The 12,911-nt window shown below is 38.6% G+C and carries 10 protein-coding genes and 1 pseudogene; 8 read left to right on the forward strand and 3 right to left on the reverse strand.

From position 1 onward, the window contains the following. The first annotated feature begins 8 nt into the window (after window positions 1-8). From dapD to IGK21_RS01670, 5 genes are read left to right on the forward strand one after another with little or no spacing between them, the layout of a single operon-like run. Entirely contained in the window at window positions 9-704 is a 696-nt protein-coding gene (gene dapD, locus IGK21_RS01650; RefSeq protein ID WP_034699414.1) for a 2,3,4,5-tetrahydropyridine-2,6-dicarboxylate N-acetyltransferase, read from the forward strand. A 14-nt stretch (window positions 705-718) separates the two neighbouring features. After that, window positions 719-1,720, forward strand: a complete 1,002-nt coding sequence (locus IGK21_RS01655) for an aspartate-semialdehyde dehydrogenase (protein WP_034699417.1) — start codon at window positions 719-721, stop codon at window positions 1,718-1,720. Continuing rightward, the gene (locus tag IGK21_RS01660; RefSeq protein ID WP_034699419.1) at window positions 1,717-3,066 is read left to right on the forward strand and encodes an aspartate kinase; all 1,350 of its coding nucleotides are present in this window, start codon (window positions 1,717-1,719) and stop codon (window positions 3,064-3,066) included. The genes IGK21_RS01655 and IGK21_RS01660 overlap by 4 nt, the downstream gene beginning before the upstream one ends. After that, window positions 3,026-4,135 carry a M20 family metallopeptidase gene (locus IGK21_RS01665; protein ID WP_034699422.1) on the forward strand — a complete coding sequence of 370 codons (1,110 nt, stop codon included), beginning with the start codon at window positions 3,026-3,028 and terminating at the stop codon, window positions 4,133-4,135. Before IGK21_RS01660 ends, IGK21_RS01665 begins: the two co-directional genes overlap by 41 nt. A 29-nt stretch (window positions 4,136-4,164) precedes the next feature. Next, window positions 4,165-5,331 carry a pyridoxal phosphate-dependent aminotransferase gene (locus tag IGK21_RS01670; RefSeq protein ID WP_034699425.1) on the forward strand — a complete coding sequence of 389 codons (1,167 nt, stop codon included), beginning with the start codon at window positions 4,165-4,167 and terminating at the stop codon, window positions 5,329-5,331. Window positions 5,332-5,494: 163 nt separating this feature from the next. On the opposite strand, the pseudogene IGK21_RS01675 reads toward IGK21_RS01670, so the two are convergent. Both IGK21_RS01675 and mazE read right to left on the reverse strand, forming a co-directional pair. Further along, window positions 5,495-5,837: pseudogene (locus IGK21_RS01675) on the reverse strand (type II toxin-antitoxin system PemK/MazF family toxin). Then, complete coding sequence (mazE, locus tag IGK21_RS01680; protein WP_034699428.1) at window positions 5,837-6,067, reverse strand: type II toxin-antitoxin system PemI/MazE family antitoxin; 231 nt, start codon at window positions 6,065-6,067, stop codon at window positions 5,837-5,839. The pseudogene IGK21_RS01675 and the gene mazE overlap by 1 nt, the downstream one beginning before the upstream one ends. A 459-nt stretch (window positions 6,068-6,526) precedes the next feature. On the opposite strand from mazE, the gene IGK21_RS01685 reads away from it, so the two are divergent. Continuing rightward, window positions 6,527-7,906 (forward strand): FAD-dependent oxidoreductase, encoded by a 1,380-nt coding sequence (locus IGK21_RS01685; RefSeq protein ID WP_010720192.1) that lies wholly within the window; start codon window positions 6,527-6,529, stop codon window positions 7,904-7,906. Between the two features lie 166 nt (window positions 7,907-8,072). Here IGK21_RS01685 and IGK21_RS01690 read toward each other — a convergent pair whose 3' ends face one another. After that, window positions 8,073-9,053, reverse strand: a complete 981-nt coding sequence (locus IGK21_RS01690) for an AraC family transcriptional regulator (RefSeq protein WP_034699431.1) — start codon at window positions 9,051-9,053, stop codon at window positions 8,073-8,075. 462 nt (window positions 9,054-9,515) lie between these two features. On the opposite strand from IGK21_RS01690, the gene IGK21_RS01695 reads away from it, so the two are divergent. Together IGK21_RS01695 and IGK21_RS01700 are read left to right on the forward strand one after the other, a co-directional pair. Next, the gene (locus IGK21_RS01695; RefSeq protein WP_034699434.1) at window positions 9,516-11,507 is read left to right on the forward strand and encodes an amylo-alpha-1,6-glucosidase; all 1,992 of its coding nucleotides are present in this window, start codon (window positions 9,516-9,518) and stop codon (window positions 11,505-11,507) included. 17 nt (window positions 11,508-11,524) lie between these two features. After that, complete coding sequence (locus tag IGK21_RS01700) at window positions 11,525-12,865, forward strand: MFS transporter (RefSeq protein WP_034699437.1); 1,341 nt, start codon at window positions 11,525-11,527, stop codon at window positions 12,863-12,865. The last annotated feature ends 46 nt before the right edge of the window (window positions 12,866-12,911 follow it).

The raw sequence follows: 12,911 nt of genomic DNA on the forward strand, positions 1-12,911 counted from the left end.
GAAAGCAAATGGACGCACAAGCAATTATACGTTTGATTCAAACAGCTGATAAAAAAACACCGGTTAAAGTGTATTTAAATGTCACTGAACCAATTAAATTTGAAAAGTGTAAAGTATTTGGTCAGGGGAATAGTCAAATTATTTTCGGTGATTACCAAGAAATCGCACCAATCCTCGCAAAAGAATCCGCTAAAATCATTGAGATCGAAATAGAAGAAACAGCTAGAAATAGTGCCATACCTCTGCTTGATTTAAAAGAAATCAATGCTCGGATCGAGCCAGGAGCAATTATCCGGGATCAAGTAACGATCGGTGATCATGCGGTCATCATGATGGGAGCAATCATCAATATCGGTGCGGAGATTGGGGAAAACTCGATGATCGACATGGGGGCAATCTTAGGCGGAAGAGCGATTGTCGGCAAAAATTGTCACATTGGTGCGGGTGCAGTGTTGGCGGGTGTGATCGAACCGGCTTCCGCTCAACCAGTGGTGGTTGAAGACGGTGTCTTGGTGGGGGCGAATGCTGTCATTGTTGAAGGTGTCCGTATTGGCAAAAATGCAGTCGTGGCGGCTGGAGCAGTTGTTTTAGAAGATGTAGCCGCTGATACCGTAGTGGGTGGAACGCCTGCCCGAGTATTAAAGATCAAAGACGAACAAACGAGGGAAAACACCGCATTGATCGCTGCATTACGGGAATTATAGAGAGGATGAAAAAGATGCGCAAAATAGATACCTGTATCGTTGGAGCAACCGGTTTAGTTGGTCAAACGATGTTGAACGTGTTAGCAGAATATGATTTTCCAGTAGGTCGTTTGAAATTATTAGCATCCAAGCGTTCAGCTGGAAAAATCTGTGTGTTTAAGGGAAAAGAATACACAGTAGAAGAATTAACAAAGACATCATTTGACGGGTATGATTTAGCGCTTTTTTCAGCCGGAGCAGAAATTTCACTTGAATTTGCGCCACTTGCTAGAGAACATGGGTTGGTCGTCATTGATAATTCTTCTGCTTGGCGAGAAGATCCGTCGATTCCGTTGATCGTTCCAGAAGTCAATCTAGCAGATCATGAAATGAACCGATTGATTGCCAATCCAAACTGTTCCACGATCCAAGCCGTTTTACCGTTAAAGGCATTGCAACAGACATTTGGTGTCAACCGCGTGAACTATTCCACCTATCAAGCGGTCTCTGGTTCGGGACAACAAGGGCTAACTGATCTTCACGCCACTCAAAAAGGGCAGGAACCTTCGCTTTATCCGCATGATATCAGTCAAACAGTCATCCCCGAAATTGATGCATCGTTGGTTGATGGGTATACGAAAGAAGAACACAAAATGATGGCTGAAACAAGGAAGATCCTACATTTGCCTAACTTACCTGTCTCGGCTACTTGTGTACGTGTCCCCATCGAAGTTGGTCATGGTGTTTTAATCGCAGTCCAGTTGGCGCAGCCATTTTCGCTTGCAGCAGTCCGTCAATGTTTGCAACATTTTCCGGGAATAACAGTCGTGGATGATTTGCCCAACCATAGTTATCCGACCAGTATCCTTGCTAAAGGAACAGATGAGGTATACGTCGGCAGACTCCGGCATGATCCTACATTGGAAAATGGGCTGTTGCTGTATACCGTAGCGGATAATATCCGTAAAGGCGCAGCTGCGAATGCTGTACAAATCGCCTCTGCCTTGTTATCACCAATCAGGGAGGGGATCCAATGAAAGTCGCAAAATTTGGTGGCTCATCGATGGCTCATGAAGAACAATTCAAAAAAGTAAAATCCATTATTTTAGCTGTTCCTGAACGAAGTGTGATCGTTGTTTCCGCTTTAGGAAAACGAACAAAAGAAGATGACAAAGTCACGGATCTCTTGTATTTGATTCATGCCTATCTTCATCATGGAGTCGACTGGACACCTTTGTGGGAAAGGATCTGTGAACGATTCATTCAAGTGAGAGATGTCTTGTCGTTGACTTTTCCGATTGAAGATGAATTGTTAGAGATCCAAAAAAAATTACAGCGAGAAAAAGTCTCGCAAGATTTTTTGGTCAGTCGGGGAGAATATCTCACTGCGAAGTTATTAGCTGAATATGTTGGTTATACGTTTATAGATGCGAAAGAACTGATTTTCTTTGATTATACGGGTGAGATCGATGAAGAACGGACGAAACAAGCAATAATAACTATTTATCAAGAAAAAGGCCCACTAGTAGTCCCAGGATTCTATGGTGCTAATCCAGTTGGAAAAGAAAAATTGATGGGGCGAGGTGGGAGCGACATCACTGGCGCAATCTTAGCCAAACTATTGAATGCCGACTGTTATGAGAATTGGACGGATGTTTCCGGGATTATGATGGCTGATCCACGAATCATTGACACGCCAAAAATCATCAAAGAAATTTCATTTAGAGAATTACGAGAGATGGCGTATATGGGGGCAAATGTTCTCCATGAATCAGCTATTTTCCCAGTACAAGAAGCAGGTATCCCGATTCAAATAAAAAATACGAACGATCCAGAGGCGCAAGGCACTAGAATTTCCAGCAAAGAAGTCGAAAAAGAAAATGGCTTAACAGGGATTGCTGGAAAAAAAGATTTTCTTTCGCTAACACTATTTAAACGACATATGTCTGATGAAATCGGGTTTATTTGGAAAGCAATGAGTGTCTTTGCGAATCATGGTATCTCGATCGAACACATTCCTTCGGGGATCGACAATATTGGAGTAGTCGTTTCAGCAGAAGCCATTGCAGATCAATTATTTTTGATTACCAAAGAGTTAAAAGAAAATTTGGGTGTCGAGGAAGTCGAAATTATCGAGAATCTGGCATTGATCTCAGTTGTTGGCGGACCACATAAAGAACTGATTGGACTTTCTGGCAAAGTCTTATCCATCTTAAATCAACTAGAGATTCGGACATCGATCTTATCCCAAGGGGCACAAGAATTAAACTTGATCATTGGGGTAAAAAATGAAGAATATGAAACAGTCGTTAAAGGGCTCTATGAAGGGATGGTGAATGTCGATGTTAGCAAAACATCGCATGGCGTTACATCAAATTCCTGAAATCGGCTTTCATGAATTTAAAACCAAAGCGTATTTGCATGAACAAATCAAGGATCTTGGGGGAGTCCTGCATGAAATCGGCGAGACTGGTTTATTGCTTTATTTTGATCATCAACAAAACGAAACGATTGCTTTTCGGACAGATATTGACGCCTTACCGATCCAAGAAGAAACAAATCTTCCCTTTGCTTCTACTCATGAAGGGATGATGCATGCGTGTGGTCACGATGGACATATGGCAATGTTATTAGGGTTAACGGAATATATCGCAGATCATAAAGAACAGTTAATGTACAACGTTGTTCTGATTTTTCAACCTTCGGAAGAAATATCTGGCGGAGCGGAAAGTGTTATTCAAACAGGTTTGTTAGAGGACTATCAAGTCCAAGCGATTTTCGGGTTTCATTTATGGCCAGGTCTTCCCAAAGGCGAGATCTATTCACGATCGGGCGCCTTTATGGCACAAAGTAGTGAGACAGATATCGTTGTCAAAGGGAGATCTGTCCATATTGCCTCTAGTGAACAAGGGATCGACAGTATCCGAGGAGCCATTGGTTTTATGGATGAAGTATACGAGTTGGAACAATCTTTACCTAAAGAATGGCGACGTTTAATAAAGTTTGGACAGATCACTGGTGGTACGATTCGAAATGTTTTAGCAAATGAAGTGACTATCTCAGGCAGCATCCGTTCTTATGATCAGCAAATCCAAGATTCGATCAAAGCACAACTGGCTGATTTAGCAGAGAAATTTCAAAAAAATTCGCAGGTATCGATCCAATTCCGTTATAATGATGGATATCCAGCGGTCATCAATGATCCTCACTTATATACAGCCTTGAAGCAATCAGAAAAATTACATGAGCTTGAACAACCGGTCTTGCAAGCAGAGGATTTCGGTGTTTATACCCAGAAGTATCCATGTGTTTTTTTCTTTCTCGGTGTCGGTGATACACCAGCACTTCATGATGCACGATTTGATTTTGATATGGCTGTGTTAGAAAAGGGTGTCGCTTGGTATCAAACGATCCTTCATACAAAAGGACTTTTGCTAAAAAAGGATCAGTGACAAAGAAGTGATAAAAAGGAGAAAACCACATGAATTTAACCAATCGTTTTAATCACAGGCTTGCAAAAATAGCAGTGTCACAAATCAGAAGTTTTGACCAACAAATTTCTGCTATCCCCGATGTCATCAAGTTAACCTTAGGAGAGCCTGATTTTCCAACACCCGAACATGTTAAACAGGCGGGGATCACTGCTATTGAAGAAAATTATTCCCATTATACGGGGATGAGGGGACTACCCGAACTTTGTGAAGCTGCTTGTTTATTTCAAAAAGAACGTTATGGGTTGGTATACGATCCTCAAACTGAAGTACTAACGACAGTTGGTGCCACAGAAGCAATCGCTGCTTCTTTACTAGCGATTTTAGAAGAAGGCGACAAAGTATTGATTCCTGCGCCTGCTTATCCTGGCTATCAGCCGATAGTGGATCTTGCTGGAGCGGAATTGATCACGATCGATACGTCAGAAACAGGCTTTATTTGCCAACCAGAACAGTTAGAAGCAGCCTTTGCTACTTATGGCGACTCGATCAAAGCAATTATCTTGAACTATCCAAGCAATCCAACAGGAACACTGTTAACTTCAGAACAAATGGCAAAATTAGCTGAAGTCATCAAACAACGATCGGTCTTCGTGATCAGCGATGAAGTCTATGCAGAGTTGAATTATGTCGGAGACCATGTCTCGCCAGCGTCTTATCTTCCGGAGCAAACAATTGTGATTAGCGGTTTATCCAAATCTCATGCGATGACCGGCTGGCGGATCGGCTTTATTTTTGCTCAAAAATATGTGATTGATGAAATCATCAAAGTCCATCAATATTTAGTCACTTCAGCCACCACAATGGCTCAAAAAGCTGCGGTTGAGGCACTTACTACCGGAATGTATGATGGGGAAAAAATGAAAGAACAGTATGCGAAGAGAAGAGATTATCTTTTAGGTCAATTAAGTGAGTTAGGGTTTGAAGTCATACCACCTGATGGCGCCTTTTACCTGTTTTGTAAACTGCCAAAAGAAGTTACCTTGAATTCTTGGGAGTTTTGCTTACAGTTAGCAGAACAAGGCAGAGTCGCCTGTATCCCTGGTTCAGCTTTTGGACCAGAGGGTGAAGGCTATATTCGGATTTCTTATGCAAGTAGTTTGGCAGAACTTACGGAAGCTTGCCAACGGATTCGCCTTTTTTTAGCTGATATATAATCAAAAAAAATGAAAAGCTACGTTCATTTTATTGAACGAAGTTTTTCATTTTTTGTTTGCTTTGTTGATTGAAAGAGGAACATTTGTCATTTTTCTTTTTTAATGGTGTACATTTTTTAGTTTTATTTGGCATAACGAAAGATTATGATCCAATTTAAGGTGCTTAAAATATATACTGGATAATCTGATCAATTTTAGCCATATCTTGTAAAGGTAAATTTTCGACCTTTTTGAGTTTTCTTTCCTTGAAATCAAGTGATTTTAATTGAGAAATAAGTACTTGTCCCTTTGTATTTAAATCTTTGGGAAGCGAATAGCGTGTCGGTAGATTTTTTATAGTAGAAGTAATTGGATAGATTATTGCAAACATTGTTGTGCAATTAAATTCATAACGAGATACAACCAAGCCTGGTCTTCTCTTTTTGAATTTCTTTGCCTGTGGATGGATCAAAATCGATCCAAACAATATCCCCTTTTTTAGGAATATAATTTCTAGCTTTAGGCACTATAAAATTTCTCCCCCTTTAGGAGTTAAGTCTTTCCATTCATCTTTTTCGTAATACTCAGCTTCTTGTCCAGCACTAAATGGATCTTCGATTTTAGGAACTAATGTGATTGTCCCATCTTCAGAGTAGACAACAATATATTCTTGATTTTCTGAAGGTTTTTTACCATTGTCAGATGGTAGAGTAATTACTACAGAACCACCTTGTAATCTAGATTTTGTAATGAGCACATATACCACCTCTTTACTCTTATAGTACTATACAACATTAAGTAACGAAAATTTTTTCCTATATTTATTTATAAATGTTAAGTGTCCTGAAACGATCTTTTTTGTACAATTATTATTTTTGGTATGTTTTTTTTTCTAATTTCATGGTTGAGGAGGTCTATAGTACCAACTAACTTTATTAGTATGGAAAATGTCTTTTATATAAATTTTACAAGTTAAGTCAAGTGATATAATTGACAAATAATAGCATAACCGTTTTATTTTTCTGTACGGTTATTTCTTATAAAAAATATTGCAATCTAAAAAAAAGTTGATAAACATTTAAGTCAAAAACTTAATAGAGAAAGTCTTGTTTTTTCTGTCCAATATTTGGGCATTTCTTTTGATTTATAAAAAATCGAGTGTTATGTTTGAATTGTTTAGAGTTATTCTAAATAATTGAACAAGGAGGTTTCATCAATGGAGAAAACAAAGGTTATTATTGTCGGCGCATCTCATGGCGGACATCAATCGATTTTAGAATTGCTATCTAGATATGGTGAAAATGTCGATATCACCTTATTTGAAGCAGGGGATTATGTTTCGTTCATGTCATGTGGCATGGAATTATATTTAGAGGACCAAGTGACAGATGTTAATGATGTACGAAATTTCAGACCAGAAAACTTTCCACAACCCAATGTTCACATTTTAAACAATCATGAAGTAAAAGCGATTCATGCAGACCAAAAGACAGTAACGGTGACTAGTATCTTAGATAAGAGTACCAAAGAGTATGAATATGATAAATTGATCTTAAGCTCAGGAGTAAAACCAAATTCATTGCCAGTACCAGGAACAGATTTAGAGAACGTTTATTTGATGCGTGGGTACGATTGGGCTACTAGAATCAAAGATAAATTAACTGATCCAGCAATCAAAAATGTAGCTGTTATCGGTGCAGGCTATATCGGGATCGAAGCCGCTGAAGCTTTTCAAAAAGCAGGGAAAGAAGTGACGTTATTAGACGTGATTGATCGACCATTAGGCACTTATTTAGATCCGGAAATGACGGATATTTTAACCGAACATTTAAAAGAAAAGGGTATCAAAGTCGTGACGGGTGCGAAAATCACTGCTTTCACTGGTGAACAACAAGTCGCTGCGATTCAAACAGCAGATGAAGAAATCGCGACAGATCTTGTGATTCAAGCAGCTGGAGTCAAAGCGAATACGGAATGGCTAAAAGGAGTCGTAGATTTAGATGATCGTGGTTGGATCGTTACCGATGAATATTTGCAAACCAATTTACCTGATGTGTATGCAGTAGGGGATGCAACCCTTGCTTATTCGATACCTGCCCGCTCAAAAATGCCGATTGCACTAGCAACAGTGGCAAGAAGAGAAGCACGATATGTAGTCAAACATCTATTTGAGGATACACCAAGCCAACCATTTGGAGGCGTTGTAGGTTCTTCGGCATTAAGTGTTTTTGATTATCACTTTGCAGCTAGTGGTTTGAATAGTTTTACAGCAGGAAAAGCAGGCGTAGCCATTCGCACAGCTTATTATGAAGATACTATTCGTCCTAAATATGTACCTGAAGAATATGGGAACACGAAAGTTTCAATCCAATTATTCTTTGACCCAATGACACATCAAGTCCTTGGCGGAGCTGTTTTATCTACTTATGATGTGACTGCTCAAGGCAACGTACTAGCGCTAGCGATCCAACAAAAACTGACGATTGAAGATTTAGCAGAAGCTGACTTTTTCTTCCAACCAGGTTTTGATCGCCAATGGAATATGATCAATCTAGCCGCGCAACAAGCATTGGGAGAAGAACCATTTGTAGAATAAAATCAAACAATTAGAGACATTCATTAGACATGTTGTATTTTACGTAAAATATAAATGAACCGCCTGAAACACTTCAATTGTTTCAGGCGGTTTTTGTTATTTTTTTGTGTTAATAACTTTTATTTACTATTTTACAGCTAGAATTAGTAAGATGCACCATTCATGTTTAAACTACTCTTTTTACATCCGTTTTTTTTCGGAAATAATCAGGTGTTTTTCCGGTTTCTTTTTGGAAAAGTTTGAAAATCGAAGGGACACTTTTATAGCCGATTTTTAAGGCAATCGTACTTAAACTATCGTTTGTTTCTAGCATGAGTCGCTTTGCTTCAGATAAGCGTTTTTGATCGATCAACTCTTGGAAACTACTACCGGTTTTATTTTTTAACAAGTTGCTTAAATAGTTTTTGTTATAGCCAAAAGTTTCTCCTAATTGCTGTAAGGTGATTTCTGCATAGTGATCATTGATATAATCTAAGATTTGAATCAGCGGCTCATTACGAATCGTTTTTTTATTCGTGATAATCACTGGTGCTTGGGCGCTTTCTACCATCAGTGAAGAAAATAATAAATTCAGCAAAAGTTGCTTATGCACAGACTCTTTTTGATAAGTGGTCATCATCAGACTTTTAATTAGCTGATACGCTAAGGGACTCATTGATAAGTCTAGTAGGATATAACTAGTATGTTCAGTAGGCGAACGGGTTGCTTGAAAGAAAAAATCTGTGATTAGATTATTGGATTTTGGTAGATTAGGCAATAGAATATTTTGAATAGCTGGAATATCAAGGAGGAAATTGATCAAGATATCCTCTGCTCCTACATAATCGATTTGTTGGATAACCTTACTATCTAACAGAAGTAACTGTCCTTTTTCTAAATGAAAAACGTCACCGTTCAAACGCTGGGTGCACTGCCCATTGAATAAAAAATTCAACTCAATAAAATGATGGGTATGCGCGGGTGTGTAAGAAAATCTTGGATGTTTGTTAATTGCGATTGATCCAAACTCAAAGAACTTACTTTTAGGAATTTCTGGAACGATCGAACGATGATAGTTGAGGTTCATCGTATTAATATTTTTACCTGATTTTTTTTGCAATTTTTCGATTTCCGTTTCTTTGAATAACTCTGCGATCCATTTCTCCATGAACTTCACCTCTTGATGATCATCTTACCTTGCTATTAATGTAACACAACTTCTTAACCAAAAAACCTGTAGATTTGATATAAACATTCTGGATTTTGGAAATTGTTCCCTGAATATGAAAGCGGTTAATATGTAGAGGGAGAAAAAGCATAAGTGTTTAGGAAGGAGAACTTAAATCTTTTAGCTGTTGATTGATAACGGCTGTTTCTGTTTTTTTAAGTGATGGAAAGTACAAAATGGAAATCTCTAACTTTATTTTTGAAGTAGAGTGAGCTATCAAAATGACTAAACAAATGTGTTCATTTGGCTTAACTTTCGCTAGTTTGGGTGAGACGTACGGGGCTGTTTCATTTGTTATTAATCAATGTGTTCAAAAGGCTTAGACTATCAGTTATTGACAATGAGAAAAAAGAATCGTGCATGATTACCATTGCTACGATCCAAAACCAAGGAGTGTGGAAGATGAATAGTGAAAAACAAACAAGATGGTTATGGTACCCAGGAGATTTTGAAATCAGACAAGGATTATTACAAAATTTTTCAAGAGAAGAAAGAGGTTATGACTGGCCTGCTTATTGGAACGTTGATGATTGTCATAAAAATGTGAAATTCAAACGTTACTACGAACTGACAGAACCAACTTCTTTTATTGTTTATGCAACAGGGATTGGCTATGTGGAAGTGAATGGGAAAAAGTATCCACTTAAAGAAACAATCAATTGTCAGCCTGGAAAGAATAAAATCAGGATTTTTGTAGGCAACGCAACTGGATTACCCGCTGTCTTTGTCGAAGGAGAGGTTATTAAGAGTGATTTAGGTTGGCGAGCAAGTAACTTTATTGAAGAACTACCAGCTGGTTGGAGCTCACTTTATTTGGATAAAGCAAACGATCCAAATCATGTCTATTTTGAAAAAAAAGTGGTTACACCTGTTTCAATCAACGAACAGAATGATGGGGTATTGATCGATTATGGTCGTGCGGTTTACGGAACACTGGCAATCAAAAAAATGACACATGGGCAACCGATCATGATTTGCTACGGTGAATCTGCATCAGAAGCATTGGATGTGGAGATGTGCTATTACAAGGAAAAAGCAGCTACTGTTGAAACAATCCCAAGAAAGCGCGCTTTTCGCTATTTGTTTGTTCCAAATGTTGCGAAGGAGGAAATTGAGATCGAGGCGATCCATGAATCCCTTCCTTTAACCAATCATGCTGCTTTTTCTTCAGACAATGTCCTTTTAAATAAGATTTGGGAAGTATCTGTGGAAACATTTACCCTATGTAGCGGGTTGTTCTTTATCGATGGGATCAAGCGAGATCGGTGGATCTGGTCAGGCGATGCTTACCAAAGCTATTTTATCAATCAATACCTCTTTTTCGATGAAGAAATCAATACTCGAACGATGTTAGCGCTTCGTGGGCAAAATGAAATCAAGCAACATATGAATACGATCGTTGACTACTCGATTTTATGGATCATCGCTGTTGAGAATCACTATTTAATGACGGGCGACACGGTTTTCTTGAAACAAATCTATCCTAAGATGAAGACGATGATGGACTATCTCCAAGCACAAACGAATGAACTTGGCTTTATTTATGGGCGAGAAAAAGATTGGTTGTTTATTGATTGGACGGAGATGGATCGAGAAGGAACCTTGGCAGCAGAACAAATTCTATTGCTTAAAGCTTACCAAACGATGATGACTTGTGGAGCTGTTTTGGGTGAAGTAGATGACTATGAACAGAAGTATCAACAACTAAAAGAAAACGTCATGAGCTATTTCTGGGACGAAGAAAAGCAGGCATTTATTGATTCCTATGAATCGAAAAAGCGCCACGTAACTCGTCATGCCAATATTTTTGCCATTTTATTCGATTTAGTGGAACAAGAAAAGAAAGAACAGATTTTAACCCATGTATTGTTAAACCCTGAAATTACCCAGATCACGACACCTTATTTCAAATTTTTCGAGCAAGATGCTCTATGTAAAATGGGTCAAACAGACCAAGTGTATCAAATCATCTGTGATTACTGGGGCGGAATGGTTGAAAGAGGGGCAGTGACATTCTGGGAAGAATATATCCCTGAGGAAACGGGCGAACAAGTGTATGAAATGTATGGGGATCCTTTTGGCAAAAGCTTATGCCATGCTTGGGGAGCAAGCCCAATCTATCTATTAGGCAGATATTTCGCAGGTGTCCGACCACTTTCACCAGGATATCAAACTTTCGTCGTTGAACCTAATCTAGATGCCTTTGAAAGTCTAAACATGCAAATACCAATCAAAAATGGACTTGTCACAATTAATAAAGAACAAGAACAGTTACGCATTTCAACGACACGAGAAGGAGGGATTCTCCGTATCAACCAGCAAGAGGTTCATTTAGAGCCAGGAAAAAATTATGATATCTCCCTTGAAACAACTAAGAGCAAACAACTGATTTGAAAAAGGAGAGGATTGAAATGCAACAAACACGAATCAGTGTAAAGGAAAAAATTGGTTTTGCTTTAACAAATCTCGGAAATATCCCAGTGATGACGTTGTTGAATACGTACCTTTTGATTTTTTATACCGATGTAATTGGCATTAATCCTGCTGTAGTTAGTACGCTTTTTCTGGTCTCCAGACTACTTGATGGTTTCAGTGATCCTTTATTAGGTTTTTTGATCGATCGTTTCCCAGTGACACGCTTTGGCAAATATCGCCCGATTTTGGTGCTGGGAACAGTAATTTGTTGTATCAACTATTTACTTGTTTGGTTTGCACCGTTACTTTTTACTAGTCAAAAAATCGTCGTTATCTATATTTCTTATATTTTATTAGGTATCACTTTTGATTTAATGGATATCCCATTAAATAGTTTGATCCCCGTATTAACCGATCAAGAAGCCGATCGAAACATCTTGTCGTCCATAAAAGGTGTGTCGTATACAGTAGGACCTACTTGTTTGAATATTTTGGCACCGTTGATCCTTTCCGCTTACAATAATGGGCTTTCTGGGTATACCTTGTTGATTGTCGGAACGGTACTAGTCGTCTTGTTCTTCACGATTTTTGGTACATTAGCACTGAAAGAAAGAGGGAATGAAGAGCCCGCTGAATTATCGCAAGAGCGCGGCTATTCTTATAAAGAAGCGCTTGCTATCTTAAAAATTCGACCAGTGATGACCCTATTTATCAGTATGCTTTTTATTACCGCCGCAAGCAATATCTTTAGTGGATCGCTTTTGTATTATTTGAACTATATTTTGAATGACACAAAATTGCTAAGTTTCGCTAGTTTTTTAGGACTGTTTGGTGCTTTAGGAGCAGGTGTGTTGGTTCCTAGTTTATCTAAGCGATGGGGGAAGAAAAAAGTATATGTTGGCGCATTATCTTTACTCTGTTTAGCGATGATCGTGATGATCGGCATGCATCAATCGAAAATGATTTTCTTAGGGGCTTATCTTGCTGTCCAAGTTGGCTTAGGGCTAACCAATACTTTGCAATATAGTTTATCTGCTGATAACGTGGATCAAATAAAACACGAGTTGGGAATTGAAACAGCAGCGCTGATCGCTTCGTTGAATTCTTTTATCATGAAGTTTGCGATGGCGATTGGTGGAGCTATCCCAGGATTTGTCTTGAGCTATACAGGATATGTAGCGAATCAGGCGCAATTATCTAGCGCGTCATTTGGCATTATTTTCTCTACTTTTGTAGTACCACTTGTTTTTTACCTAATCACGCTCAGTGTTTTCCAAATCGGTTATCCAGCGAATTATTTATTTGTTACGACTAAGGAAAAACCTTCCATTGGTTGATTTGCTGCTTTTTCGTTCGTTAGACTGAAAGATAGTTACCTAATTA

The sequence above is a fragment of the Enterococcus sp. DIV1421a genome (assembly GCF_051711025.1).
Taxonomy (GTDB): domain Bacteria; phylum Bacillota; class Bacilli; order Lactobacillales; family Enterococcaceae; genus Enterococcus_B; species Enterococcus_B hirae.

What these genes read in the sequence shown, in the direction of transcription:
- dapD (WP_034699414.1), top strand. Translation starts at nt 9, where the DNA reads ATGGACGCACAAGCAATTATACGTTTGATTCAAACAGCTGATAAAAAA.
- IGK21_RS01655 (WP_034699417.1), top strand. Translation starts at nt 719, where the DNA reads ATGCGCAAAATAGATACCTGTATCGTTGGAGCAACCGGTTTAGTTGGT.
- IGK21_RS01660 (WP_034699419.1), top strand. Translation starts at nt 1,717, where the DNA reads ATGAAAGTCGCAAAATTTGGTGGCTCATCGATGGCTCATGAAGAACAA.
- IGK21_RS01665 (WP_034699422.1), top strand. Translation starts at nt 3,026, where the DNA reads ATGTTAGCAAAACATCGCATGGCGTTACATCAAATTCCTGAAATCGGC.
- IGK21_RS01670 (WP_034699425.1), top strand. Translation starts at nt 4,165, where the DNA reads ATGAATTTAACCAATCGTTTTAATCACAGGCTTGCAAAAATAGCAGTG.
- IGK21_RS01685 (WP_010720192.1), top strand. Translation starts at nt 6,527, where the DNA reads ATGGAGAAAACAAAGGTTATTATTGTCGGCGCATCTCATGGCGGACAT.
- IGK21_RS01690 (WP_034699431.1), bottom strand. Translation starts at nt 9,053, where the DNA reads ATGGAGAAATGGATCGCAGAGTTATTCAAAGAAACGGAAATCGAAAAA.
- IGK21_RS01695 (WP_034699434.1), top strand. Translation starts at nt 9,516, where the DNA reads ATGAATAGTGAAAAACAAACAAGATGGTTATGGTACCCAGGAGATTTT.
- IGK21_RS01700 (WP_034699437.1), top strand. Translation starts at nt 11,525, where the DNA reads ATGCAACAAACACGAATCAGTGTAAAGGAAAAAATTGGTTTTGCTTTA.